Source organism: Micromonospora sp. WMMD975 (genome assembly GCF_029581215.1).
GTDB lineage: Bacteria > Actinomycetota > Actinomycetes > Mycobacteriales > Micromonosporaceae > Micromonospora.
Genome location: NZ_CP120739.1, coordinates 2,606,086 through 2,631,510 on the forward strand (window position 1 = coordinate 2,606,086; position 25,425 = coordinate 2,631,510).

The 25,425-nt window shown below is 74.6% G+C and carries 26 protein-coding genes; 4 read left to right on the forward strand and 22 right to left on the reverse strand.

The genetic code is table 11. From position 1 onward, the window contains the following. Positions 1–9 precede the first annotated feature (9 nt). Positions 10–708: an SGNH/GDSL hydrolase family protein gene (locus O7613_RS11270; protein WP_282293706.1), complete on the forward strand. Its 699-nt coding sequence runs from the start codon at positions 10–12 to the stop codon at positions 706–708. 610 nt (positions 709–1,318) lie between these two features. On the opposite strand, the gene O7613_RS11275 is transcribed toward O7613_RS11270, so the two are convergent. Continuing rightward, positions 1,319–1,984, reverse strand: a complete 666-nt coding sequence (locus O7613_RS11275) for a TetR/AcrR family transcriptional regulator (protein WP_281588962.1) — start codon at positions 1,982–1,984, stop codon at positions 1,319–1,321. Positions 1,985–2,043: 59 nt separating this feature from the next. Here O7613_RS11275 and O7613_RS11280 point away from each other — a divergent pair, with 59 nt between their 5' ends. Then, positions 2,044–2,901 (forward strand): alpha/beta fold hydrolase, encoded by an 858-nt coding sequence (locus O7613_RS11280; protein WP_282293709.1) that lies wholly within the window; start codon positions 2,044–2,046, stop codon positions 2,899–2,901. A 47-nt stretch (positions 2,902–2,948) separates the two neighbouring features. Here O7613_RS11280 and O7613_RS11285 read toward each other — a convergent pair whose 3' ends face one another. The 21 genes from O7613_RS11285 to O7613_RS11385 all read right to left on the reverse strand — a co-directional run bounded on the left by O7613_RS11285 (position 2,949) and on the right by O7613_RS11385 (position 23,712). Beyond that, on the reverse strand, positions 2,949–4,298 hold the full coding sequence (locus O7613_RS11285; protein WP_281588958.1) for a hypothetical protein: 1,350 nt from the start codon (positions 4,296–4,298) through the stop codon (positions 2,949–2,951). A 6-nt stretch (positions 4,299–4,304) separates the two neighbouring features. Beyond that, on the reverse strand, positions 4,305–5,267 hold the full coding sequence (locus O7613_RS11290; protein ID WP_282293711.1) for a transketolase C-terminal domain-containing protein: 963 nt from the start codon (positions 5,265–5,267) through the stop codon (positions 4,305–4,307). Then, the gene (locus tag O7613_RS11295; RefSeq protein WP_282293713.1) at positions 5,267–6,238 is read right to left on the reverse strand and encodes a thiamine pyrophosphate-dependent dehydrogenase E1 component subunit alpha; all 972 of its coding nucleotides are present in this window, start codon (positions 6,236–6,238) and stop codon (positions 5,267–5,269) included. Before O7613_RS11295 ends, O7613_RS11290 begins: the two co-directional genes overlap by 1 nt. After that, positions 6,235–7,032, reverse strand: a complete 798-nt coding sequence (locus O7613_RS11300) for a DUF3050 domain-containing protein (RefSeq protein WP_281588952.1) — start codon at positions 7,030–7,032, stop codon at positions 6,235–6,237. Before O7613_RS11300 ends, O7613_RS11295 begins: the two co-directional genes overlap by 4 nt. A 2-nt stretch (positions 7,033–7,034) precedes the next feature. Beyond that, positions 7,035–7,958: a phytanoyl-CoA dioxygenase family protein gene (locus O7613_RS11305; protein ID WP_281588950.1), complete on the reverse strand. Its 924-nt coding sequence runs from the start codon at positions 7,956–7,958 to the stop codon at positions 7,035–7,037. Between the two features lie 5 nt (positions 7,959–7,963). After that, positions 7,964–9,061, reverse strand: coding sequence for a 4-hydroxyphenylpyruvate dioxygenase (hppD, locus tag O7613_RS11310; protein WP_281588949.1), 1,098 nt, complete (start codon positions 9,059–9,061; stop codon positions 7,964–7,966). A gap of 60 nt (positions 9,062–9,121) precedes the next feature. After that, complete coding sequence (locus O7613_RS11315) at positions 9,122–10,363, reverse strand: beta-ketoacyl-[acyl-carrier-protein] synthase family protein (protein ID WP_282293715.1); 1,242 nt, start codon at positions 10,361–10,363, stop codon at positions 9,122–9,124. Beyond that, positions 10,360–11,979 carry a class I adenylate-forming enzyme family protein gene (locus tag O7613_RS11320; RefSeq protein ID WP_282293716.1) on the reverse strand — a complete coding sequence of 540 codons (1,620 nt, stop codon included), beginning with the start codon at positions 11,977–11,979 and terminating at the stop codon, positions 10,360–10,362. Before O7613_RS11320 ends, O7613_RS11315 begins: the two co-directional genes overlap by 4 nt. Continuing rightward, positions 11,976–12,491, reverse strand: a complete 516-nt coding sequence (locus O7613_RS11325; RefSeq protein WP_281588944.1) for a hypothetical protein — start codon at positions 12,489–12,491, stop codon at positions 11,976–11,978. Before O7613_RS11325 ends, O7613_RS11320 begins: the two co-directional genes overlap by 4 nt. After that, the gene (locus O7613_RS11330) at positions 12,488–13,618 is read right to left on the reverse strand and encodes a beta-ketoacyl synthase N-terminal-like domain-containing protein (RefSeq protein ID WP_281588942.1); all 1,131 of its coding nucleotides are present in this window, start codon (positions 13,616–13,618) and stop codon (positions 12,488–12,490) included. The genes O7613_RS11325 and O7613_RS11330 overlap by 4 nt, the downstream gene beginning before the upstream one ends. Beyond that, entirely contained in the window at positions 13,611–13,856 is a 246-nt protein-coding gene (locus O7613_RS11335) for an acyl carrier protein (protein ID WP_282293717.1), read from the reverse strand. The genes O7613_RS11330 and O7613_RS11335 overlap by 8 nt, the downstream gene beginning before the upstream one ends. Then, positions 13,856–14,119, reverse strand: a complete 264-nt coding sequence (locus O7613_RS11340) for an acyl carrier protein (protein ID WP_282293718.1) — start codon at positions 14,117–14,119, stop codon at positions 13,856–13,858. The genes O7613_RS11335 and O7613_RS11340 overlap by 1 nt, the downstream gene beginning before the upstream one ends. 213 nt (positions 14,120–14,332) lie before the next feature. Next, complete coding sequence (locus O7613_RS11345) at positions 14,333–15,715, reverse strand: class I adenylate-forming enzyme family protein (protein ID WP_282293719.1); 1,383 nt, start codon at positions 15,713–15,715, stop codon at positions 14,333–14,335. A 289-nt stretch (positions 15,716–16,004) separates the two neighbouring features. Further along, positions 16,005–17,252, reverse strand: coding sequence for a beta-ketoacyl synthase N-terminal-like domain-containing protein (locus tag O7613_RS11350; RefSeq protein ID WP_282293722.1), 1,248 nt, complete (start codon positions 17,250–17,252; stop codon positions 16,005–16,007). A gap of 55 nt (positions 17,253–17,307) precedes the next feature. Then, positions 17,308–18,579 (reverse strand): beta-ketoacyl-[acyl-carrier-protein] synthase family protein, encoded by a 1,272-nt coding sequence (locus tag O7613_RS11355; RefSeq protein WP_281588932.1) that lies wholly within the window; start codon positions 18,577–18,579, stop codon positions 17,308–17,310. After that, positions 18,576–18,986, reverse strand: a complete 411-nt coding sequence (locus tag O7613_RS11360) for a cupin domain-containing protein (RefSeq protein ID WP_282293724.1) — start codon at positions 18,984–18,986, stop codon at positions 18,576–18,578. Before O7613_RS11360 ends, O7613_RS11355 begins: the two co-directional genes overlap by 4 nt. Continuing rightward, the gene (locus O7613_RS11365; protein WP_281588929.1) at positions 18,983–19,690 is read right to left on the reverse strand and encodes an SRPBCC family protein; all 708 of its coding nucleotides are present in this window, start codon (positions 19,688–19,690) and stop codon (positions 18,983–18,985) included. The genes O7613_RS11360 and O7613_RS11365 overlap by 4 nt, the downstream gene beginning before the upstream one ends. Next, positions 19,687–21,204, reverse strand: a complete 1,518-nt coding sequence (locus O7613_RS11370) for an acetyl-CoA carboxylase biotin carboxylase subunit (protein ID WP_282293726.1) — start codon at positions 21,202–21,204, stop codon at positions 19,687–19,689. Before O7613_RS11370 ends, O7613_RS11365 begins: the two co-directional genes overlap by 4 nt. After that, positions 21,204–21,683, reverse strand: coding sequence for a biotin/lipoyl-containing protein (locus tag O7613_RS11375; protein ID WP_281588926.1), 480 nt, complete (start codon positions 21,681–21,683; stop codon positions 21,204–21,206). Before O7613_RS11375 ends, O7613_RS11370 begins: the two co-directional genes overlap by 1 nt. Beyond that, positions 21,683–23,383, reverse strand: a complete 1,701-nt coding sequence (locus O7613_RS11380) for an acetyl-CoA carboxylase carboxyltransferase subunit alpha (protein ID WP_282293728.1) — start codon at positions 23,381–23,383, stop codon at positions 21,683–21,685. The genes O7613_RS11375 and O7613_RS11380 overlap by 1 nt, the downstream gene beginning before the upstream one ends. Continuing rightward, positions 23,380–23,712 carry a TcmI family type II polyketide cyclase gene (locus O7613_RS11385; protein WP_281588922.1) on the reverse strand — a complete coding sequence of 111 codons (333 nt, stop codon included), beginning with the start codon at positions 23,710–23,712 and terminating at the stop codon, positions 23,380–23,382. Before O7613_RS11385 ends, O7613_RS11380 begins: the two co-directional genes overlap by 4 nt. Positions 23,713–24,063: 351 nt before the next feature. On the opposite strand from O7613_RS11385, the gene O7613_RS11390 reads away from it, so the two are divergent. Together O7613_RS11390 and O7613_RS11395 are read left to right on the forward strand one after the other, a co-directional pair. Then, positions 24,064–24,906, forward strand: a complete 843-nt coding sequence (locus O7613_RS11390) for a BTAD domain-containing putative transcriptional regulator (RefSeq protein ID WP_281588920.1) — start codon at positions 24,064–24,066, stop codon at positions 24,904–24,906. A gap of 96 nt (positions 24,907–25,002) precedes the next feature. Continuing rightward, positions 25,003–25,347, forward strand: a complete 345-nt coding sequence (locus tag O7613_RS11395; protein WP_281588918.1) for a TcmI family type II polyketide cyclase — start codon at positions 25,003–25,005, stop codon at positions 25,345–25,347. Positions 25,348–25,425 lie beyond the last annotated feature (78 nt).

Sequence of the window (25,425 nt, forward strand, 5' to 3'; positions counted from 1 at the left end):
CTGCCGGACATGTCATCGACGGTGACCGAGGCGACGGATCCGTGGTGCCTACGCCCCGGCGAGGCCGATGAGCTGCTGCGCGACCATCCCTGGCACCGGTTCGTGGTGCTCGGGGACAGCGTCGCCGAAGGGCTGTGCGAACCGGTCGCCGGCTACTCCGACCTCCAGTGGGCCGACCGGATCGCGGCCGAGCTGCGCGCTTTCCGGCCCGAGCTGGCATACCTCAACCTGGGCCGGCGCGGGCTGCGCGCGCACGAGGTCCGGGCCACCCAACTGGCCGACGCGCTGGCCTTCCGGCCCGACCTGGCGCTCGTGGTGTGCGGCGGCAACGACGCCTTCCGCCCCGGATACGACCCGGACGCGGTCGACGCCGAACTGACCGCCATGGTCACCGCGCTGCGCGCCGCCGGGGCGGACGTGCTCACCGTCGGCATGTTCGACGTGTCGCACAGCCCGGCCGTGCCGGACACGCTGCGGGCCGGCCTCGGCGAGCGGATGCGGCGGCTGTCCCGGCACACCCGGGCGGTGGCCGAGCGGCTCGGCTCGATGCACGTGCACCTGACCGAGCATCCGCTGGTCGCGGACCCGTCGCTGTACAGCAGCGACGGCCGGCACGGCAGCGCCCGCAGCGACGCGGTCGCCACCGCCGAGACCCTCCGCGTCCTCGCCGCCCGCGACCCCGGTGTGCAGCGCGTCGGCGGCCGGTAGCCGCGACCCGCCCGATCGTCGTCCGCGCCGCCGCACACCGCCCGGCTCCGTCCACGACCCCGCCGTTCGGACAGGTCCTGCCGTTCGGACAGGTCTCGCCGTTCGGACAGGTCTCGCCGTTCGGACAGGTCTCGCCGCTCAGACAGGTTTGCCCAGCCGGAGCTGCCGCCGCCGGACAAACGGTCGTGGGTGTCACTCCCGCTGCCCACCGGGCTCGCGAGTTGCCTACAAACTTGATGGCGAGAACGACTCAGGGCCCGAGACTGCCGCCGACACACGTGATCAGGGGGCGGTTCGAACATTGCGGGTCGAACAGTGCAGGTCGGCGGAGGCTGACGCTCCCCCGACGCCCGACGCCCGACGCCCGACGCCCGACGCCCAATACCCGACGCCCGGCGAGGCGTCGGTGAATCGTTCTCGTCATCAAGTTTGTAGGCACCCGGAACTACATCGATTCCCGGCATGAGGGCCTCGGAGACCGCGGCCGGGGCCGGAGGGTCGCCTGCGGTCCCGGCCGCCCCGGCTGCACCAGCCGATCGGGATTCAGAACGGCTCGCCGATCAGACCGGTCAAGGGTCACGGCCCGTCGAGAGTCACAGCCGGTCGAGAGTCACGGCCGGTCGGCGATCAGGAGGCCGGTGAGCAGGGCGCGCAGGGTGCGGTCGAACAGGTCGTCCCCGGGGGGCGGGGCGGGCGAGGGGGTGGCGAACGCCGCCGCCAGGTGCGGGTAGGTCGCCAGGTCGACGTGGTCGAACGTCATCGGGCCGGTGGCCGTCGCGGCACGGGCGAAGAGCGTCACCACGCCGGTGACCATGGCGATCGCCTCGAACTTCGCGTTGGTGGTCGCCGGGACCGGTTGCAGGATGCGCAGGCAAGCGTCGAAATGGGCGAGCGTGTTCGGCCCCGGAGCGGCGCGTCGGGTGAGCGCGTCGGCCAGCCACGGGTGCCGACCGTGCAGCGCGAGCTGACGGCGGGCGAGCAGGAGGAACTGCTCCACCCAGGTTCCCTCGTCGGGCGAGTGGGGGCGCATCTCGCCCACGCACCTGTCGACCATCAGCTCCAGCAGGTCGTCCCGGGAGGACAGGTGCCGGTAGAGGGAGCCGGCGGCCATGCCGAGCGCACCGGCCACCGCCCGCATGGAAACGGCGTCCAGACCGCCGGCGTCGGCCAGCTCGACGCCGGCCGCGGCGATCTCGTCCCGGCCGTGCGTGGGGGTCGGGCCGCGGGTGCCGCGTACCGGCCGGCTCCAGATCGAATTCGTGGATGCGCCGCTCACCTCTCCCACTGTAAACTGCAAACGGCGTTCGCAGTTTAGAAGAGTCGGAGGAGACGGTCATGCAGCGAATCTCGGCACCGGACGGCGCGGCCATCGCCCTGCACACCACCGGCACCGGGCCAGGGCTGGTGGTGGTGCACGGCGGCGGGGTGACGATCACGGAATACCGTCGGTTGATCGCCCGGCTGGCCGCTCGGTTCACCGTGCACGCCTACAACCGGCGAGGGCGGGCCGACGCGCCGCCGCGCCGCGAGCCGTACACGGTGGAGCAGGAGGTCGACGACCTGGGCGCGGTGCTCGCGCACACCGGCGCCCGCTGGGCGGTCGGGCACAGCTACGGCGCGTTCGTCGTGCTGCGGGCCGCGTTGCGGCTGCCGCTGGCGCGGATCGCGGTCTACGACGCTCCGCTGCGGCTGGCCGGTCGCGGCATTCCGATGGCGTTCCTCGACCCGGCCGCGGCGGCGGTGCGGGCCGGCGACACCGCCCGGGCCATGGCGATCGTGGCCGCGGCCGTCGACCCGCAGAACCCCGCGTCGCGGCTGCCGCTGGCGGTCCGTACGGCGATCACGCGGCTCTTCCTGCGCACCGAGGTCGGGCGGACGATGGGCGCGCTGGTGGGGATGACGCTCGCCGAGTCGCGGCAGATCGAGGCGTACGAGGGACCGGCCGAGCAGTATGCCGGCATCACCGCCGAGACGCTGCTGATCAGCGGCGCCAAGGCCGCGCCGTTCTTCACCGAGACCAACGGCATGCTGGCCGCCGTCCTGCCCCACGCCCGCACCCTGCGCATCCCCGGCAGCGCCCACAACGGCATCGCCGCCGCACCCTCCACCCTGATCACCCCCCTCGCCGACTTCTTCACCACCCCCGGTGATCATGAGGTTGACGGCGACAAATCAGACGTCGAGCACCGCTAACCTCATGATCACCGGGGCGGGGGCCGGCGGCGGGGGCGGGGGCGGGGTCAGTCGGTGAGCAGGATGCCGGTCATGAGGACGCCTCTGGCCAGGTTCAGGATGCCCTCGCAGCCTGGGTAGCCGACCCGCGCCAGGGCGCCGGAGCCGGTGCGGCCGAACAGGTAGGGGGCGAGGCTGTACGGGACCTCGGCGGTGACCGTCTCGCCGGTCTCGATCTGCACGAAGTCCATCGCCACCCGGTCCGCCTCGTGATAGCGCTGCAGGATGTGACCGCCCTCGTCGATCGCGGCGCGTACCCCGTCCGCCCAGGCCACCGCGCTGCACTCCGGCCCGATCAGCACCCCGTGCCCGGCCGACCCGCCGGCCGGCTTCGCCACCAGGTCGGCCTGCTCGGCCAGCGCCCGGTCGAGCTGGTCGGCGGTGAGCGCCACGGTGTGCGGCACGTACCTGCGGATCAGCGCCCGGTCCGGCTCCGGCAGCAGGTCCAGGTCGGCCCAGAGCCAGGCGTAGTTCAGCTTGTTGCTGAGCAGCCAGGCCGCGCTGCTGACGAACATCGGCAGCGTGCCGGCGGCGAGCGCGCCGGCCACCGCGTCCAGGCCGGCGCTCGGGGTGACCCGGTTCGGGACGAAGAGCCGGAACAGCGCGTCCACCGGGGCGCCGCCGACCACGAGCCGGCTCGTCCCGTCCAGCGTGGCGGCGGCGACCGGCGCGATGACCAGGTCGATGCCGAACCGCCGGGCCTGGTCCGCCAGCGGGGACAGGATCCGGATGAACGTCTCCGGGTCGTCCAGCCCCGGATATTCCGCCTCGAAGTCCATCAGCAGCGCCACCCGTGCGCCGTCGCCCAGGCCGAGGGTGTCCCGGATGGCGACGAACCGCTGGTCCAGCAGGGACGGCGCGGGCCGGGTCCGGTCGAGCAGGCCGTGCGCGCGGTACAGGTCCGCGTACCGCTGGATCACGGTGTCGGCGTCGAAGCCGCCGCCGAGGCTGCTGTCGATGTTGTACTCCACGATGCACGGCACGCCGCCGGAGAACAGCACGTCCGGCCGGTACGCGGCGAGCAGCCCGTCGTGCAGCACCTCGTCCGGGTCCAACAGCCGGGTCTCCCCCTCCGGCACGTCCAGCAGCCGGCGCAGCTCACCTGCGGTGCGGGCCCGCCGCTGGCACGCCTCCAGGATGAGCTGCGCGATCCGGTCGCAGACCTCGTTCAGCTCGCGGAAGGCGTCCGCGGCGAGCACCGGCGGGCGGGCCAGCCGCCACTGCTTGTTGTAGGTGGCCCGGCCGTGGAAGATCTCCTCCCAGGCGCCGGCGCCGGCCGTCACCATCGCGGCGCGGGTGGGCTCGGGCAGGTCGGTCCACGCCTGGTGCAGCGGCGGCCACGGATAGTTCGGGTCCATCTGTCATCAGTCCTTGAGGGTCAGTTGGATGGCGGCGGTGAGCTGGTCCCGGCCCGGCTGCACGGCCCGGTCCAGGGCCGGCGCGAAGGGCAGCACCGCGCCGTCGGGGCGGGTGACGCGCCGGGGCGGGGCGGCCAGCCGGACCCGCTCCACCACGGTCGCGATGATCTCCCCGGCGATCCCGCAGGAGCGGTTGCCGTCGTCGACCACGACGAGTCGCCCGGTGCGGCGCACCGACTCGACCAGCCCGTCCCAGTCGAACGGGTACACCGTGCGCGGGTCGAAGACCTCCACCGACGCCTGGCCGGCCAGCTCATCGGCGACCGCGAGCGCGTCGTGCACCAGGTGCCCGACGGCGACCACTGTCACGTCGTCGCCCGTCCGGCGCACCACGCCCCGGCCCAGCGGCACCGGCGCCGGGTCGGTCACGTCCTCCCGCAGGTCCAGCGCCCCGGCCGGGGCGAAGACCACCACCGGGTCGTCGCAGCGGATCGCGGAGACCAGCAGCCCGTACGCGTCGGCCGGGGTGGCCGGCACCACGGTGGTCACCCCGGCGTGGGCGAACAGCGCGTACGGGTGGTCGGAGTGCTGCCCGGCCCAGCCGGTGCGGGAGCCGGAACCGGGCACCAGGTAGGTGACCGGCACCGCGCACTGGCCGCCGGTCATCAGCGGGAACTTGTGCGCGTGGTTGACGATCTGCTCGAAGACCAGGAACAGCAGCGACGGGATCTGGAACTCCACCACCGGGCGGGCCCCGGCCAGCGCCGCCCCGGTGGCGAAGCTGGTGAACGCCTGCTCGGACAGCGGGGTGTCCCGGACCCGCTCCGGGCCGAACTTCTTCAGCAGGCCGGTGGTGACGTTCGCGGCGGCCACCCGGATGTCCTCGCCGAGCACCAGCACCGACTCGTCGCGGGTCATCTCGTCCGCGAGCGCCCGGGTGAGCGCCCGACGGTAGGAGAGCCGGGGCATCAGCCACCTCCGGTCCGGGCGGTGAGCCCACTGGCGTACAGGTGGTCCAGGGCGGTCGCCGGGTCGGGGTGCGGGCCGGCGAGCGCGAAGTCGACGGCGGCGGCCAGGACCGCCTCGACTGTCGCGTCGACCTCGGCCCGCACCGCCGGGTCGAGCCGGGCGCCCTGGATGTCGACCGGGTCGCGGGAGCGTCCTTCGGCCACCTCCTCCGGCGGACGGTAGTCGAGGCGTACCCGGTGTTCGAAGGTGTGGTGGGCGTCGAACCGGTAGGTGTGCGCCTCGACCAGCTCCGGGCCGCCGCCGGCGCGCATCCGCGCGACGGCGGCGGCGCTCGCCGCGCGTACCGTCTCCGGGTCCTGACCGTCGACGGCGGTCGCCGGCAGGCCGAACGCGGCGGCCCGCCCGGCGATGGTGCCGGCGACCGCGCCGGCGACCGGCATGGTGGTGGCGTAGCCGTTGTTCTCGCAGACGAACAGCACCGGCACCCGCCAGAGGGCGGCCAGGTTGAACGCCTCCAGCAGCATCCCCTCGTTGACCGCGCCGTCGCCGAAGAACGTCGCGCCGACCACGTCGGTGCCGCGCCGCCGGCGCTCCCACACCGCACCGGTGAGGATCGCGCCGGCGGCCCCGACGATGGCGTTGGCGCCGAGCACCCCGACGCCGAAGTCGGCGGCGTGCATCGATCCGCCCCGGCCCCGGTTGAGCCCGGTGACCCGGCCGCACAGCTCGGCGAGCATCCGGGCCGGGTCGGCGCCCTTGGCGAGCACGTGGCCGTGCCCCCGGTGGGTGCCGGTGACCAGGTCGTCGGCGCGCAGCGCCGCGCAGACCCCGGCGGCGATCCCCTCCTGGCCCAGGTACGGGTGGATGCCGCCGACGATCTCCCCGGCGTCGACCAGCTCGATCGCGCGCTCCTCGAAGCGGCGGATCAGCCGGACCGTCCGGTAGAGCGCGACCGGGTCGGATCCGGTCACGCCGGACGGCCCTCCTTGATCGCGGCGAGGATGTCGTCCCAGAGGCGGGCGCGGGCGGCGAGCGCGTCGTTCACCGTGTCCGCGCACTCCTGCCACTTCGTGTCGTCGTCGCCGCACAGGTCGGCGAGCATCTGCATGGCCATCGGCGTGTGCTGCTCGCCGTCGACCTCGATGTGCCGCTCCAGGTAGTCGACGAACGTGTTGAGCCGGTTGCTGCGCTCGTTGACGGCGACGACCTGGGTGAACATCTCCGGGATGAGGTCTTCCCGGCCGAACGCGAACGCCGCCGCCTGGCAGTGCACCGGCGTGGTCTCGATGATCCGCCAGGTGGTGCCGGCGAACGCGGCCGAGGCCGCCGGCACGCCGGCCGCGCCGAGCGCCTCGCCGACCGGGCGGCCGGCGCGCAGCAGGTCGACCAGGCTGTTCACGGCGGTGGTGTCGGCACCGGCCTCGGTCATGCCGTTGACGTACAGCTCGAAGTGGCTGATGTAGCCGGTGCCCAGCTCGTCGCTCTCCTCCACCATCACGATGTCGTTGATCAGGCGGCGGCTGCCGGTCGGGCCGGTCGGGATCCACGGCACGGTGACGCAGGTGAGCTGGCGTTGCAGCGACTTCAGCAGGGACATGAAGTCCCAGACCGCGAAGACGTGGTGCTCCATGAACGTGACGAGCGCCTCGTGGGTGTCCAGGTTGGCGTAGAGCGGGTGCTTGACCACCACGTCGCGGCGCTCGGTCACCGCCCGCTCCAGCCGCTCGATGCCCGGGTGCGTCTTTCCCCAGTCGTACCGTGACATTGTCAGCCTCCCTGCTGGGCGCGGTCGCGCCAGATGACCGGGCAGTAGTCGGGGTCCGCGTAGTCCGGCCAACCCTCGTGGGTGCGGCGGACCAGCACGTCGTGGTTGTACGCGGCGAGCGTGCCGTCGGAGAGCGGATACTCCCGCCAGGCGTTCGCGCCGTCCTGCAGGTGCAGCGAGACGGCCCGCCGGGGCCGCCCGCTGACGTTCGCGCCGCTGCCGTGGTAGGTGCGGCAGTGGTGGAAGCTCATGTGCCCCTTCGGGATCACCATCGGGACCTTGCGGATCTCGGCGTCGTTGTACGCCGCGTTCTCCGCGAGCATCGCCTCGAGCTGGTCGCGGTCCCGGTCGGCGAAGTGCCGCACCACCGTGTCGTCCGCGCCGATCTCCCGCCACCGGTGCGAGCCGTCGACCATGGTGATGGTGCCCATCTCCGGGCCGCAGTCGTGGAACGGGATGAACGCGGTGAGCATGTCCTCCGACGACGAGGACGCCCAGTAGTGCTTGTCGAAGTGCCAGGGCACGATGTTCGACGGCTCGCCGGCGATCGGCGGCTTCCAGATCAGTGTGGACTGGAAGATCCGGATCTCGGTGGCCCGGGCCAGCCGGGCGGCGACCGCGCCGATCAGCGGCTTGCGCAGGATCCGGGCGATGCCGTCGTGCTCGTGGTGGACGTAGTCGTTGTGCCGCTGCACGTCGCCCTTGGACGGCTCCCAGTAGGCGAGCTTCGGCGGGCGCGCCGGCAGCCGCCGGTCGCGTTCCCCGGCGTAGTAGCGGTCGGTCGCCGCGACGAGGTCGTCCACCTCGTCGTCGGTGAACAGCTTCTTCGACAGGTACCAGCCGTGTTCGGCGTAGTGCCGGACGTCGTCGTCGGAGGGCAGCAGCGCCTCCTCCTCGGCGGTCAGCCCGGGATCGATGGTGGTCATGGGCCCTACCCCTCCAACCCTCCGGCCGCGACGGCGGGGGTCGCCCCCGCCGCGGCCAGCTCGCGTTCCTTGGCCTCGTAGAGGGCCTTGATGTTGCCGCTGCCGAAGGTGCGCGCCCCGCGCCGCTCGATCACCTCGAGGAAGAGCGTGCGACGCACGTGCATCGACTCGGTGAAGATCTGCAGGAGCTGCCCGTCGTGGTCGGAGTCGACCAGGATGCTCAGCTCGCGCAGCCGGTCCACCGGCGCGTCCAGCCGACCGACCCGCTGCTCCAGGTCGTCGTAGTAGGCGTCGGGCGTGCGGGCGAACCGCACGCCACGGCCGGCGAGCGCGCCGACCGTGGTGACGATGTCGTCGGTGCGCAGCCCGAGGTGCTGCACCCCGGCCCCGGCGTGCCAGCGCAGGAAGTCCTCGATCTGCCCGGGCCGGGCGCTCGTGTCCGGTTCCAGCAGCACCAGGGTCACCTGGCCGGACGAGTCCTGCACCACCTTGGAGTTCATCGCCTGCCCGGCGACCTCGATGTGCTCGGCGAAGATCTCGGCGAAGCCGAACACCTTCTCGTAGTGCGCGACCGTGGCGTCGAGCTGCCCCGGCGGCACGCAGACCGCCAGGTGGTCCACCTCGGCCAGCAGCGCGTCGCCGTCCGCGACCGGCACCGGCTCGATCGCGCCGGGCAGGAACACGGTCGGGTCGCCGCGCCGCTCGACGAGGCGGTGCAGCACGTCGCCGAAGCCGCCGACCTCGGCGACCACCACCTCGGCGTCCGCGCCGGTGTGGGTGCGCGGCGGCGTCACCCCGGTCGCGCCCCGTTCGACCAGCTCCGCGTACGCCCCGGCGGCGTCGTCGACCGCGAGCGCGACCACGGCGATGCCGTCGCCGTGCCGGTGCACGTAGGTCGCCGCCGGGTGCTCCGCGGACAGCCCGGTGGTCAGCAGCAGCCGGATGCCGGCCTGGGCCAGCAGCAGCGAACGCTGCCCGGCCAGCCCGGTCTCCGGTCCGCCCTGGCCGTGCAGCCGGAAGCCGACCGCGGTGTCGAAGTAGAAGGCCGCCTGCCGGGCGTCCCCCACGTACAACTCCAGATGGTCTATGCCGTTGACGTGCATGGGCTTCCCCTCTTCCCCCCGTGATCGCGGCCCGGGCGCCTCGCCCGGGATGGAGTCCGGTCAGCCCGCGACCGGGGTGGCGACCCGGCGCAGCAGCAGGCTGACGTTCTGGCCGCCGAACCCGAACGAGTTCGTCAGCGCGTGGTCGGTCCGGGTGGGCCGGGGCACGGCGCGGACGTGGTCCGCCTCGCACTCCGGGTCCGGGTCGTCCAGGTGGTACGTGGGTGGGAGCAGACCGCGGCGCAGCGCCAGCGCGGTGGCCGCGGCCTCCAGCACCCCGGACGCGCCGAGCAGGTGCCCGGTGAGCGCCTTGGTGGAGCTGACCGGCACCCCGCCGACGCCGAACACCTCGGCCAGCGCGGTGGTCTCGGCGACGTCGCCGAGCCGGGTGCCGGTGCCGTGCGCGTTCACGTAGCCGACGTCGGCCGGTTCGATCCCGCCGGCCGCGAGGGCCCGGCGCATGCACGCGGCGGCCCCGGCGCCGTCCGGCCGGGGCGCGGTCGGGTGGTACGCGTCGGTGTTCGTCCCGTAGCCGGCGACCGCGGCGTAGCCGGTCACGCCCCGGGCGGCGGCGTGCCCGTCCCGTTCCAGCACCAGCAGCGCCGCGCCCTCGGAGAGCACGAACCCGTTGCGCCGCTTGTCGAACGGGCGGCTCGCCTCGGTGGGTTCGTCCCAGCCCCGGGCCAGCGCCCGGGCGTTGGTGAACGTGTCGGCGAACGTGCCGAACAGCGGCGCCTCGCTGGCCCCGCAGACCACCACGTCGGCCTCGCCGGCGCGGATGAGGCGTACCCCGTCGGCGACCGCCTGGGCGCCGGAGGCGCAGGCCGTGCCGACCGACGAGCTGTAGCCGCGGATGCCGTGCGCGATGGCGATGCGCGCCGAGGGCATGTTCGGCAGGATGCCGGTGAGCAGGTACGGGCTGACCGCCGCCCGGCCCCGGTCGGCGCGGGCCACGATCTGCCGTTCCAGCGTGGACATCCCGCCGACCCCGCCGACGATCACCGCGGTCCGCTCCGGGTCGACGTCGCGCCCCACCTGAAGGCCGGCGTCGGCGAGCGCCTCGGCGGCGGTGAGCAGGGCGAGCAGCACGACCCGGTCGAGCACCTTGGTCTCCGGTCCGGAGGCGACGCTGCGCGGGTCGATCTCCGGCAGCACCCCGGCCACCTCCAGGCTGTCCCGCGCCGGGTGCCCCTCCGGGGGACGGGACAGCCCGGAGCGGCCGGTGAGCAGCGCGTCGAATGTCTCCGCCACGCCCCGGCCGGCCGGCGTGAACAGGCCCATGCCGGTGATCAGGGCGGTCATGACGGCGACTCGGTCAGGTAGCGCTCGCGCAGCGCCACCTTGCGGACCTTGCCGGTCACGGTGACCGGGATGTCGTCGGCGCGTACCGGCACGACCCGGCGCAGCGTGGCGGCCACGTCCGGGCCGAGCGCGGCGCGGATGCCGGCGGTGCGGTCCTGCGCCGGGTCGGCCCCGGCGGCCAGTTCCAGCAGCACGTCGGTGGTCACCGTGCCGTCGGGCCCCTTGACGATGACCACGGTGCAGTCGGTCACGTCGGGGCAGGCGGCGAGGATCCGTTCCTCGGACAGCGCGGTGAAGAAGCGCTTCCCGCCGCCGACCTCGACCGAGTCGACCGCCCGGTCCAGGTGGTAGTAGCGGCCGGCGTCGTCGGCGTACACCAGGTCCCCGGTGAGGTACCAGCCGCGCAGCCGGTAGCGGTAGGTGGTGACCGAGTCGTTCCAGTAGCCGCGGAACAGCGACGGCGAGTCGATGCCCAGCCAGCCGACCTGGCCGGCGGGCAACTCGTTGCCGTCGGCGTCGAGGACCGCGACGGTGGTGAACCGGTACGGACGGCCGACGCAGCGGCCGTAGCGGTCGGTGTCGACGGTGTGTGTGACGTGGAACATCGAGTGTCCCATCTCGCTGGAGCCGAGCCCGTCGATGAAGACCGAGCCGGGCATCCGGGTCACGCCGCCGCGGGTCACCACGTCCCGTGAGCCGGCCGCGACCAGCTTGCGCACGTGCGGCTCGTGCGAGCAGTCGCCGGTGTTGAACCACAGCCGCACCGAGTCCAGGTCGTAGCCGGACAGGTCGAAGCGGGCCAGCTCGGCCCAGGTCACCGAGAACCCGAAGACGCCGTCCGGGCGCCACCGCTGGATCGCGTCGAGGACCCGTTCGCCGCCCTGCTCGGAGAGGAGGAACATCTCGGCCCGGTTACCAAGCGCCTGGTTGACCATGAGCACGGTGGCGGTGTGCGGGGCGGGCAGCGCGTTGAGGATCCGGCTGGTGCCCTGCGCCTGCGGCATGGACAGCAGGTGCCGGGTGGCGGCGAAGAGGCTGGCGTGCGAGTGCAGCACCGCCTTCGGCACGCCCGTGGTGCCGGAGGTGTGGGTGATCACGATCGGGTCGTCCGGGTGGTGCCGGTAGTGCGCCGGCGCGGCGTCCGGGTCCCCGCCGCCGGCCTGCGCGGGTTCGCCGATCATCGGGGCGCCCAGGTCGTGCCCGGCCAGCGCCTCGGCGTGCGCCGCGTCGGCGAGCACCCCGACGGCGCGCAGCCGGCGGATGTACTCGGCGGCGATCTCCGGGCGCAGCCTGCCGTTCATCAGCGCCGGGATGGCACCGAGGCGGGTCAGCGCCAGGAACGACAGCACCATGTCGGCGGCCGTGCCGGCCCACACCGCCACCGGGTCACGCGGCGTCACCCCCCGTTCGTGCAGCCAGGCCGCCCGGGCGGTCACCATCCGGTCGAGTTCGCCCAGGGTCAGCGGAGTCTCGGCCGGATGCCCGTCGACAGCGGTGTCGAACGTGAGCCCCGGACCGTCCGGGTCGGCGCCGTGGGCCAGCACCCGGGCGAGCACGTTGCCCGCGCCCAGGTCGGTGTCGGCGGCCAGCGCGCCGCGTAGTCCTCGCGTCCTCATTGACGTGTCTCCTCCCCCAGCAGCACCGCGCGCGCCTCCCCCGACGTGCCGTCCGGTGCCAGTTCGATCAGGATCAGCAACGCCTGCGCGGCGTCGCCGTCGTGGCACAGCAGGTCCGCCTCGGCCTCCCCGTCGGCCCACGGGTCGCCGGTCGGGCTGAGGCACACCACCGGCCCGTCCAGCCCCCAGCGGGCCGCGACGTGCCCGGCAACGCTGTTCGGCACCGACTGGAAGAAGAACAGCGGGCCGACCCGCCCGCCGGCCGCCACGGTCGCCCGCACGTGCGCCGCGCCGGCCGTGTCCCCGCCCGCGCTGACCAGCAGCACCGCCGTCCGGTTGCCGGCCGGCAGCGGCCCGCCGCCGTACCGCCGGGTGAGGCACCGATCGGCGACGGCCGCCACCAGCGGCGCGAACGCCGAGTGCACGAACCCCGGCAGGGCCGGCGCCGCCGCGTCCCCGTCCTCGGGCCACCGCGCCTCGGCCAGCACCGCGGGTCGGGCCGGCGGGGTCACGGGACACCGACCAGGAGGGCGGTGTTCGCGCCGCCGAAGGCGGAGTTCAGGGTCAGCGCGTGGCCGGTGGCCACCGGGCGGGGGGCGTCGCGGATGACGTCCACCGGGCAGTCCGGGTCCGGGGCCAGCCAGCCGGCGGTCGGCGGCAGCTTGCCGTGCCGCAGCGCCAGCACGGTGACCACCAGTTCGAGCAGCCCGGACGCCTCCAGCGCGTGCCCGTGCACCGACTTGGTGGAGCTGACCGGCAGCCGCCCGGCGAGGTCGCCGAAGACCCGGGTCAACGCCGTCGCCTCGGCGGCGTCGCTGAACGGGGTGCCGGTGGCGTTGGCGTTGACGTAGCCGACCACGTCCGGGGGCAGCCCGGCGCGGCGCAGCGCCGCCTCGACCGCCCGGGCCAGCCCGTCCCCGCCCGGGTGCGGCTGGCACGGGTGGTAGGCGTCTCCGGCCCGACCCCAGCCGGCGACCGTGGCCACCGGCTCGGCGCCCCGTCGGGCGGCGACGCCGGCCGACTCCAGCACCACCGCGGCCACCCCGTCACCGAGCAGCAGACCCTTGCGGCCGGCGCTGAACGGGCGTACCGCCCCGTCGGCGGCGAGCGCCCGGCCGGCGTCGAAGAGCGCGTACTGGTCGGGTTCGACCAGGTAGCCGGCCGCGACCACGACCCGGTCGGTGTCACCGCGGCGGATCAGCGCGGCGGCGTCGGCCACGGCGGTGCTCGCCGAGACGCAGGCGGTGGTGTAGACCCGGGTGGGCCCGCCGAGGCCGCACCGCGCGGCCAGGTGACCGGCGAGCGCCGGCACCGTCGGCTCGTCCACCCCCGACGGTACGGGCAGCGAACGCGGCCCGCCGTGGGTAGCCAGGAACAGCGCGGTGCCCGCCCGGTCGGCCCGGTTCAGCCCGGCGTCCCGGCCGGCGTGGTCGACGGCGTCGGCCAGTTCACCGGCGAGCGTGTCGGTCTCCGGCAGGGTGGCGGCCACGGTGACCCGGCGGCCGGTGGTGTCGAAGCGGCGCACCGGGGCGAACGCCGGGGCGCCGGTGAGCACCCCGGCCAGCAGCGCGTCGGCGCCCCTGCCCAGGGCGCTTACCGCGTGCGTGCCGGTGATCCGTACGGTCTCCCGCTCAGCCATCTGCGGGAGCGGTGAGCGAGGTCCGGAACACCGTCAGCGCGTCGTCGACCGTGCGGATGCCGGCGAGCTGGTCGTCGGCCAGGTCCAGCCGGCGGTCGTAGCGTTGCTCGACGAGGTGTACCAGCCAGGCCAGCTCCATCGAGCCGAGCCGGTCCGGCACCGCGTCGACGGGCTTCGCGGTCAGTTCGGCGAGCATGGTCACCAGGTCAGCTCGCCCCAGGTCGGGCTGACCGGACATCAGGACGGGTCGCTGTTCGTGGCCGCCCGGTCGGCCACCATCGTGGTGAACTCGCCGACCGTCATCAACGCCAGCTTCTCCGACTCGTCGTCGGCGAACTTCAGCCCGTAGCGGTCCTCGACCCGGACGGCGAGGTCGGCCAGGGCCAGCGATTCCAGGTCGACGCCGGAGGGACCGAGGGTGGTGCCGTCGTCGACCCCGTCGACGTCGTAGTTCATGTCGGTGAGCTGCTCGATGACGAAGGTGCGGACCTCGTCGCGCATGGGTGTGACCTCATTTCGGTACCAGTTACCGGTGCCCGGTCGGGACACCGTGTCCGTCCGGACCGGCCGTGACCGCGGCGTCCAGCGGGAGCTGACGCGGCGGCGGATCCGGCGCGCGGGTGGCGCGCCGCCCGGCCGGACCGGGGTGGGGGTCGGGGTGGGCCGGACGCCCGGCGGGCGCCAGGTGGCGGTCGTGGCCGCGCAGCGGGCCGGTCACGACGCCGCGTCCCGCAGTGCCGGAGCGGAGCGGACCAGCTTGCCGGTGGTGGTACGCGGCAGGTGGTCGAGCAGGCGCAGCGTGCGGGGCCGTTTGAAGCCGGCGAGCCGCTCGGCGAGCAGGCGGTCGAGCGTGTCCTCGGTGAGCGTGCCGTCGGTCTGCACGTAGGCGCTGATCCCGTCGTCCCAGACCACCACCGCGGCGGTGATCCCGGGCAGCCCGGCGACTGTCGCTTCCACCTCGGTCAGGTCGACCTTCAGGCCGCCCACCGACACCTGCGAGTCGAGCCGGCCGGCGATGGTCACCAGCCCGGTCTCCGGGTCGACCCGGCCGGCGTCGCGGGTGTGCAGCCAGCCGTCGGCCCAGCGGGTCGGGTCGGCGAGCCCGACGTACGGGTTGGCCGGGCAGCTCACCCACAGCTCGCCGTCCTGCGCCCGGACCCGGATGCCGGGGGCGGGGGCGATGGCGGGCCGGTGCCGCCCGTGCAGGTCGGTGCCGATGACGCCGACCTCGGTCATCCCGTACATGTTGCCGAGCGGGACGCCGTAGCGGTCGGTGAACGCCCGGGCGACCGCGGCGGGCACCAGCTCACCGCCGGTGGTCATGCGTTTGAGCTGGGGCAGCGGCCCGGTGGGCGCGGTGGAGGCCAGCAGTCCGATGTGGAACGGCACGCCGAGCACGGTGGCCGGGGTGTCCTGCGCGGCCACGGCGGCGAGCACGGCGTCGCCGCTCAGCCGCTCCGGTGGGCACAGCTCGACGCCGGCGTGCAGCCCGTAGAGCAGGCCGCCGACCAGGCCGAGCACGTGCACCATGCTGGGCAGCAGGATGATCCGCTCGCCGGGCCGGGCCACCCCGTCGATCTCGGTGTAGCGGCGTACCTCGGCGACCAGGTCCGCGGCGGTACGACCGATCACCTTGGACGGTCCGGTGGAGCCGGAGCTGAGCTGGATCACCGCGTGCGGGCTGCCGGCCGGCCGGTCGGACCAGGCGCTGACCCCGGCGGTGACGTCGACGAAGACGCGCAGCGCGCCGCCGCCGGTGCGCACCGGCGCGACCACCACCTGCGGGGTGAGCCGGTGCAGTGCCCGGTCGACCTCGTGGTCGGTGAGCCGGTGGTCGAGCAGCACCGCCTGCGCGCCGGTGCGCCAGGTGGCCAGCAGGTGCGCCACGTAGGCGAGCGACGGCGGCAGGCGCAGCGCCGCCGCCCCGCCGGGGCGCAGCCCGACCTCGGTCAGCCGCTCCTGCGCCTCACCGACCAGCCGGCGCAGCGTGCCCCGGTCGACCGGTTCGGGTAGGCGCAGGCAGACGTCCGTGTCGCGCCCGGCCAACAGGATGTCGTCCACCCAGTCCACCGTCGTCGACGCAGCATTGTCCGCCACGGGATGTGCAACCACGACCCGCCACCGCCCAGCCTAGAAGTGGGGCGAGATCCGCCCTTCTCTGTGCTGGGGGAACCCTACGACGGGCCCACCAGCATCGCCAGATGCAAATGGCTAGATCCAAAACAGCGGCTGGGTGGATTGCTCAGGATCGATCGGGCAGGAAGGATCGGGCGCACGCCGGCTTGGTGGCCCGCCGGCCGCGCCCCCCTGCGCGGACGCCGGCGCCGGCCGGCCCGGCTGCCCGACTCAGCGTCCGGCTGCCCGACTCGGCGTCCGGCTGCCCGGCTCAGCGTGCGGTGGCCGGTGGGGGCGCGGCGCCGCGCAGCACCAGCGCGCTGTTGAACCCGTCGAAGCCACGCGCCCCGACAAGCGCGATCCGGCTGCGCGGGCGGCGGGGCTCACGCAGGAACGTCAGCTCGCACCCGGGCGCCGGGGCGTCCGGGCCGGCGGACACCGGCAGCACGTCCCGCTGGAACGCGAGCAGCGCGGTGGCCGCGTCCAACGCCGAGGAGCCCTGGTGGGCCCGCCCGGTAAGCGGCTTCTGCGTGGTCACCGGCGGGGTCCGGTCGCCGAACACCGCCCGCAACGCGGTGGCCTCGGCCCGGTCGTACGCCGGCACCCCGAGCGCGTCCGGCCAGATCACGTCCACGTCGTGCGGGCGGACCGCGGCCCGGTCCAGGGCCAGCCGCAGCGCGCGGGCGTAGTGGGTCGGGTCGGGCCCGGCCCCGGCGTCGGTGGGGGCGGCGTCGTGGGTGGCCGCCCAGCCGGTGATCTCCCCGTAGATCCGGACGCCCCGGCCCAACGCGTGCCCCAACTCCTCCACCACGAACACCGCGCCGCCCTCGGCCGGCACGTAACCGCGGGCCGCGGCGTCGAACGGCAGGTACGCGCGGGCCGGGTCGGCGACGTCGCTGAGCAGCCCGGAGCGGAGCTGGCAGGCGAGCGCGTACGGGCTGAGCGGGCACTCGGTGGCCCCGGCGATCACCACCGGGGTGCCCCGCCGGACGGTACGCACCGCGTGCGCCAGGCTGTCCAAGCCGCCGGCCGACTCGGACACGGTGACCCCCGACGGGCCCTTGAACTGGTGCCGGATCGACAACTGCCCGACGCTCGCGGCGTAGAACCAGGCGATCGACTGGTACGCCCCGACGGTGCGGGTCGGCCCGCCCCACAGCCGTTGCAGCTCCCGCTGCCCGAACAGGTTGCCGCCGGAGGAACTGGCGAGCGTCACCGCCCAGCGGTACGGGTCGGGCGACTCCTCCGGCAGCCCGGCGTCGGCGAGCGCCAGCCGGGTGGCGGCGAACCCGAGGTGGGTCCACCTGTCGGTCTGCACCCGCTGCCGGGCGCCGACGAACCCGGCCGGGTCGAAGTCGGCCACCTCGCCGGCCACCCGGGTCGGGTAGGACGCCGGGTCGAACAGGGTGACCGGGCCGGTGCGCCGGGTCCCGGCCGCCACGGTGGCCCAGTGCGCGTCCGCGCCGACGCCGCTGGGCGCGACCACGCCGATGCCGGTCACCACCGCCCGCGCCGTCATGACGCCGTCCTTGTTCGCGACTGCGGGGCTCGCAAACCCGGCTCACTCCTCGCGCTCATGACGGTGCCACGGCGAGCCGGCGGAACACCATCGCGGACTGGAAGCCGCCGAACCCGCTGCCCACCGAGAGCGCCACGTCCACCGGCACCTCCCGCGCCTCGTTCGGCACGTAGTCCAGGTCGCACTCCGGGTCCCGGGTGGCCCAGTTGGCCGTCGGCGGGACCACGCCGTACTCGATGGCCATGGCGCAGGCGGCCATCTCGATCGAGCCGATGGCGCCGAGAGAGTGCCCGACCATCGACTTGATCGAGCTGATCGGCACCCGGTACGCGGCCGGGCCGAGCGCCCGTTTGAACGCCGCGGTCTCGTGCCTGTCGTTCTGCCGGGTGCCGGAGCCGTGCGCGCTGACGTACGACACGGCCGACGGGGCGAGCCGGGCCTGCCGCAGCGCGTCGGTGATGGCCACCGCCATCTCCGCGCCGTCCGGGCGCAGCCCGGTCATGTGGAAGCCGTTGCTGCGGCCGGCGTAGCCGGCCACCTCGCAGTAGACGTGCGCGCCCCGGCGGCGGGCGTGTTCGGCCTCCTCCAGCACCAGCACCGCGGCGCCCTCGGCGAGCACGAAGCCGTGCCGGTCGGCGTCGAACGGCCGGGAGGCGTGCGCCGGGTCGTCGTTGTCCGGACTGGTCGCGCCGATGGCGTCGAACGAGGCGACGGTGACCGGGGAGATCGGCGAGTCGGCGGCCCCGGCCAGCACGATGTCGGCCTCGCCGTCGGCGACGAGCTGGTGGGCGTACCCGATCGCGTCGATGCCCGAGGTGCAGCCGGTGGAGATCACCTGGGCCGGGCCGTGCAGGCCGTGCCGGCAGGCCACGTCCGCGGCGAGGCTGCTGGGGACCAGCGCCTGGTAGAGGTACGGCCCGCCGAGGGTGTGGTCGACGAGCCAGTGCCGGCCGGAGTCGCTGACCCGGACATACTCCTGTTCCAGCGCCATGGTGCCGCCGACGGCGGTGCCGAGCACCACGCCGGCCCGCTCCCGCTCGGCGTCGGTGAGGGTCAGCCCGCTGTCGGCGAGCGCCTCGGCGGAGCAGGCGAGCGCGAACTGCACGTACCTGTCGGCGCGTTGCCGTTCGGCCAGGGTGATCCCGGCGGCGTCGGGGTCGAAGTCGCACTCGGCGGCGATCTGCGAGCGGAACGGCGACGGGTCGAAGAAGCTGATCCGCCGGGTGGCGGTGCGCCCCTCGGTGATGGTCTTCCAGAACCGGTCCCGGGTGGCGCCGCCGGGCGCGACGACGCCGACGCCGGTGACCACCGTGCGCCGGCCGGTCACGACGGCTCCCGTGGCGGTGGGGCGGCGCTCTCGGTGTCGACGTGGCCGAGTTCCGGGCGCGGCGCCAGCGGTCCGAGGTGGAACACCACCTCGGCCGGCTCGTCGCCGGTGTTGCGCAGCCGGTGCCGCGTGTCCTTCGGCACGTAGAGCGCCTCCCCGGCGGCCACCGGCACCGGCTCGTCGTCCAGGTCCACGGTGATCGCGCCGCGGGCGACGTAGAGGAACTCCTCGCTGTACGGGTGGTAGTGCTCGGCGATCCGCTCCCCCGGGGCGAGGGTGGCCACCCCCAGGAAGCCGGAGGTGCTGCCCACGGTCTTCGGGCCGAGCAGCACCCGCAGCTCGCCGCCGCGCCGCCGGTCGGCCGGTATGTCGTGGACGGAGACCCGGGCGGTGGTGGTGTCGGTCATCGCGCGCCTCCCGCGTACGCCCGCTCGATCTTCTCCTTGATCACGGCGAGCTGGATCGCGCTGTTGGTGTTGATCCGCGCGGTCATGCCGGCGTTGTCGACCGGCGCGGTGGGCTTCATGGCGAAGTCCTGGGTCCAGGTCATCCGGGTGCCGCCGGGGATCTCGTCGTAGCGCCAGTGGATGCGCATGTACTCGAACGGCCCGGTCTCCACCCGCCGGGCGTGCACCTGTCGGGTGGTCGGGTCGGCGGTGCGTTCGCTGACCCAGCTCCACGCCACGCCGTTCTCGTCCGGGTGCATGGTGAGCCGGAAGCGGACCGTGTCGCCGTCGCGGTGCAGGATCTCGGCCACCGCGTACTCGGTGAACAGGTCGGTCCACCCGGCCACGTCGTTCGTGATCTCCCAGACCAGCGGCAGCGGCGCGGCGATGTCCACCGCGTTCTCGGTGTGCCCGGGCGGGTCGGCGCGGCGGGCGACCAGGTCGGCGACGCCGGCGATGCTGAGCGCGCCGGCCTGCTCGGGGATCTTCACCCGCCACCGGTCGGCGACCACCGCGGCGAGTTCCAGCAGCGCCAGCGAGTCCATGCCCAGTTCCTCCAGGCTGGCCGCCGGCGCGGTGGCGGCGGCATCCGGGTCCAGGCCGCAGCGCGTCACCAGGATCTCGGTGATCTCGCTGGTCAGCGGTCGGTCGGGGGCGAGGGTCATCGGTTCCTCCAGATGGTCGGGCCGGCGGTGGGCACGGCGGGAACGGCGGTACGGCCGGTCGGGTCGGTCGCGGCGCGCGGGTCGGACACCACGGGCGGCACCGCCACGGCGGGCCGGGCGTCGTCGGCGGGCCGGGCGTCGTCGGCGGGCCGGGCGTCGTCGGCGGGTGGGGTGAGCAGGCGCTCGACCAGGGCGGTGGTGTGCCGGGCGGCCCGGAACGCCGGGTCACGCAGCACCCGCCGGGCGAACGGGATGGTGGTGCGCACCCCGGGTCCGGCCACGTCGAACTCGGCAAGCGCCCGGTCCAGCCGGTCCAGCGCGGCGTCCCGGTCCGGCGCCCAGGCCGCCACCTTGGCGAGCAGGGAGTCATAGTGCGGGCTGACCAGGTAGCCGACGTGGCCGTGCGTGTCGACCCGGGTGAACGGCCCGCCGGGCGGCCGGAACCGGTCCAGCCGGCCGGGCGCGGGCGCGAAGTCACGGTCCGGGTCCTCCACGTTGACCCGGCACTCGATCGCCACCCCGTGCAGCCGCACGTCGGACTGCCGCAGGCGCAGCGGGACGCCCGCGGCCACGTACAGCTGCTCCCGCACCAGGTCCACGCCGGTGACCATCTCGGTGACCGGGTGCTCCACCTGGATCCGGCAGTTGATCTCCAAAAAGTGGGCGCGTTCCGCGTCGTCGACCAGGAACTCGACGGTGCCGGCGCCGGTGAAGCCGACCGACAGCGCGCCGCGTAGGGCGACCTCGGCGAGCGTGTCCAGGGTGGCCGGTCGCAGCGCCGGCGCCGGCGCCTCCTCGACCAGCTTCTGGTGCCGGCGCTGCACCGAGCAGTCCCGGGTGCCCAGGTGCACGCCGTTGCCCTCCCCGTCGCAGAGCACCTGCACCTCCACGTGGCGGGCGTCGGCGAGGTAACGCTCCACGTACACCCGGTCGTCGCCGAAGGCGACCTGCGCGGCGGCGCGGGTCCGGGCGTACGCGCGCGGCAGCTCGGCGGCGGAGCGCACCACTGTCATCCCGCGCCCGCCCCCGCCGGCCGCGGCCTTGACGATCACCGGGTAGCCGACCTCGGCGGCCACCTCCTGGGCCTCGGTGACGGTCGGCAGCGTCCGCACGCTCCCCGGCGGCAGCGGCAGGCCGGCGCGGCTCATCAGCGCCCGAGCGGTGGACTTGTCCGCGAGCGCGGCCATCACCTGCGGCGGTGGTCCGACGAACACGAGCCCGTTCTCCGCGCAGATCTCGGCGAAGTCGGCGTCCTCGGAGAGGAAGCCGTAACCGGGGTGCACGGCCTGGGCGCCGGTCTGCCGGGCCGCCTCGACGATCGCCGCGGCGTTGAGATAGCTGCGCCGGCTGGCCGCCGGGCCGATCCGTACCGCCTCGTCGGCGAGCCGCACCGGCAGCGAGTCGGCGTCGGCGCTGGAGTGCACCACCACCGTCCGTACGCCCAGTTCCCGGCACGCGCGCAGCACCCGCAGGGCGATCTCGCCCCGGTTGGCGATCAGCACCTTGTCGAACATCAGCCGTCCTGTCCGGTGACCGGGTCCAGGGCGATCAGCGGCTGGTCGTACTCGACCGGCTTGCCGTCGGAGACCAGCACCTCGACCACCCGACCGGCCTGGCCGGCGGTCACCTCGTTCATCAGCTTCATCGCCTCGACGATGCCGATCACCTGACCCGGCCGGACCAGGTCACCGACGGAGACGTACGGCTCGGCCCCGGGCTCGGCGGCCCGGTAGAACGTGCCCACCACGGGCGCCCGCACGGTCGGCCGGTCCGCCGTGGACGTCGCCTGCGCGCCGCCGGGCGACGCCGGCTCGCCAACCGGTTCCGACCCGGTACGCGGCGCCGGCGGCACCGGGTCGTGCCACTCCACCTCCAGCGCCGCGTCGCCGCTGCGCAGCCGCACCCGGCGTACCGGCCCGGCCAGGTCGGCGACCAGTTGGCGGGCCTGCCGGCGCAGCCCGTCCAGCACCTGTTCGGCCCCGTCGTCCGCCATCACGCCACCTCCGGGCGGCCGTCGGCCGACGCGCCGGCGGTTCGGGCGGCGCCGAAGCGGCGGAAGCGCTGCCGGCGACGTCGCACCAGCGTCGCCGGTGGCAGCGTGAGCAGCGGGGCGAGGGTCGCCGCGACCGCCCGGCCGAGCAGCTCGGCGGCGACCGCCGGATCGCCGTGCGCGGCCGGGTACGGCTCCGGCACCAGCTCGTCGACCACGCCCAGCCGGCACAGGTCGGCGCCGGTGAGGCGCAGCGCCCGGGCCGCCTGCGGGGCGGCGGAGCTGTCCGGCCAGAGGATCGCGGCGCAGCCCTCCGGGCTGATCACCGAGTAGACGGCGTGCTCCAGCATGAGCACCCGGTCGGCGACCGCCAACGCGAGCGCGCCGCCGCTGCCGCCCTCGCCGGTCACCACCGCCACCACCGGGGTGGGCAGCACGCTCAGCGCGAGGATGTTCTCCGCGATCGCCGCGGCCTGGCCCTGCTGCTCGGCGGTCACCCCCGGGTCCGCGCCGGGCGTGTCCACGAGCGTCACCACGGGCAGCCGGAGCCGGGCCGCGAGCCGCATCAGCCGCAACGCCTTGCGGTGCCCGGCCGGGCTGGCCATGCCGAAGTTGCGGGCCACCAGCTCGGCGGTGGTGTGACCCTTCTGGTGGCCGATCACCATCACCGGACGGCCGTCGAGCCGGGCGACGCCGCCGACAATCGCGGGACAGTCCGCGCCGAGCCGGTCGCCGTGCAGCTCGACGAAGCCGTCGAAGGCGGTCTCCAGGTAGTCGAGCGTGGTCGGTCGGCCGGGGTGCCGGGCCGTGCGTACCGTCTCCCAGGGGTCACCGGCCGGCCGGGCGGCCGGCGGCGCGACGGCCGGGCGCGGCGCCGGACGGGCCGTGGAGCGGGCCCGGCCGGCCTCGGCGGCGGCGAGCAGCGCGGTCAGCCGCCCCCGCAGCGCGTGCCGGGGCACCACCATGTCGACCTGCCCGTGCCGCAGCAGGTACTCCGCGGTCTGGAAGCCCTCCGGCAGCGCCGCGCCGGTGACCTGACGGATCACCCGGGGGCCGGCGAAGCCCAGCCGGGCGCCGCTCTCGGCGAGCACCACGTCGGTGTTGGTGGCGAACGACGCGGCCACCCCGCCGTACGTGGGGTCGGTGACCACGCTGACCGTGAGCAGTCCCGCCTCGCGCAGCCCGGCCAGGGCCTGGCTGACGGTGGCCATCTGCATCAGCGACAGCGCGCCCTCCTGCATCCGTGCCCCACCGGAGGCGGTGACGAGCACCAGCGGGGTGCCGTCGGCGAGCGCCTGCTCGGCGGTCCGGGTGATCAGCTCGCCGACCGCGCAGCCCAGGCTGCCGCCGAGGAAGCGGAAGTCCATCACCGCCAGCGCGACCGGGTGCCCGCCCAGCCGGGCGGTGCCGCAGACCACCGCCTCGTCCAGGCCGGTGCTCGCGCGGGCCGCGCCGAGCCGGTGCGGGTACGGCAACGCGTCGACGAAGTCGATCGGGTCGACCCGGACCGCCCGGTCCGGCAGCGGGGTGAACGAGTCCGGGTCGACCAGGTGGGCCACCCGGTCCGGCGCGTCCAGCCGGGCGTGCGCCCCGCACTCGGGGCAGACGTCCAGGTTGCGGCGCAGCCGCTTGCGGTAGAGCAGCGAGGCGCAGCCGTCGCACCGGGACCAGAGCTGCTCGTCCCGGGGCGCGGTGGTGGTCACGGCCGCCGCCCGGCGGCGTCGTACCGGTAGAAGCACCGGGCCATGGCGTCGCGGGGCGAACGCCACGTCGGCAGGTACGGCGAGATGTACGGACGCAGTCGCTCGCTGACCCGGACGAACTCGGGATGCCCGCGAGCCTCCTCCACCGCGCCCTCGGCCGGCGTCTCCGTCTCCAGCAGGTGCACGTAGAGGTCGTGCAGCCGGTAGAGGGACCGGTGCCGCACGCCGACCAGGCCGGGCAACTCGGTCGCGTCGGACTGGGCGAAGATCTCGGCGACCCGGTCCTCAGCGGTGGGTACCACCTTGGCGACGATGAGCGAACGGTCCATCCGCGGCCTCCCCTGGTATGTCCCGGTGCGCGGCGGACCGGTCACGCCGCGCGGATCACGTCACGGTGCCGTCCGCCGCGTCACCCGGGCGTCAACCGGGCACCCTGGGGCCAGAAAAATGGTGACGCTGCGTTGACGCAAACTGTGCGTGAGCTATGCGAAGATCCACTTACGTCTGCCCATTGACGACACTTATTCGCAGATCACAGGCGACTTACGAGTCCGCTACGGAAGACCAACGGTGTCATCGGCCGTTGACTGAGAGTAACATGCGTTGATATTCTCCGTTCCGGTAGGCCCGACCGCGGCACAGGTCCGGCGAGGCGTGGCGGAGGCGTAGGGGGGTGCGCCGTGTCCAAGGGAGCGGGAATGCCGACGGCGGGACATCCCGCCCCCCGGGTGGCGCTGCGCCTGCTCGGCGGTTTCCAACTGCTGCACGACGACGTGCCGGTGGTCGTGCCCCGCGGCCTGCAACGGGTCATCGCGCTCATCGGACTGCGCCCGGCCGCCACCCGCAGTCACCTCGCCGGCCTGCTCTGGCCCGAGACCTCCGAGGAACGGGCGCTCTCCTCCCTGCGTACCGCGCTGTGGCGACTCCGCCAGGACCCGTGCTGCCCGTTACGGACCGACGGCGACACCATCCGCCTCGGCCCCACCGTCCACCTCGACACCGACGAGCTGGTCGAGACCGTCACCCGGGTCCGCGCCGGCGCGGCCCCCCGCGGCGCCACCGGCGCCGGCCGGCACGACCTGCTCCCCGGCTGGTACGAGGACTGGGTCCTGCTGGAACGGGAACGGCTGCGCCAGCTACGCCTGCACATGCTCGAAGAACTCGCCGGCAACCACCTCGCCGCCGGCCGCCACGGCGAGGCGCTCGAAGCCGCGCTGGAGGCGATGGCCGCCGAGCCGCTGCGCGAGACACCGCACCGCCTGGTCGTCCGCATCCACCTCGCCGAGGGCAACGCGTTCGAGGCGGTCCACTCGTTCTACGTCTACCGGGACCTGCTCCTGCGCGAACTGCGCCTGGAACCGTCCCCGGCCATGACGGCGCTGCTCGACGACACGCTCGCGCCGATCCGGCGGGCCAGCCGCCCGGACCCGCCGCCACCCCCCGCACGGCCCGCCGCCACCCCCCGCCCGCGCGGCGGGGCACGGCCGTCACCGCCACCATCAATGCCCAGGGGTACGCCGTGACGGCGAGGTGACACCCGCGCCGGCACGGTGGACACACGACGACAGCCGCCGTCCGGCCGGGGTCGACGCGGCAGCAGCGCGGCGGAAGGGGTTCCGATGAGTCGACTGTTGGTGGTCAGCCGGATCGCGCCCGGAGCGCAGGGCCGGGTGGCGCAGATCTTCGCCGAGTCCGACGCGACCGAGCTGCCCCGGCTCACCGGCATCCGGCACCGGTCGCTCTACTACCTGCACGACCTGTGCGTCCACCTGATGGAGACCGTCGACGTCGTCCCCGACCCGGCCGAGCTGCGCGACCACCCGCTCTACGAGAGCGTCAACGAACGGCTGTCCGCGCACACCTCGCCGTACCTGCCGACCTGGCACTCCCCCCGGGACGCCGTGGCCGGCTGCTTCTACAGCTGGGACTCCGCCGACACCCCCGCGCCCGACCGGATCCGCTGACACGGGACCGGGCCACCGACGGGGCACCCCGGGACCGCGCACGGCACCAGGTCCCGGGGTGCCCTCCCCCACCCACGG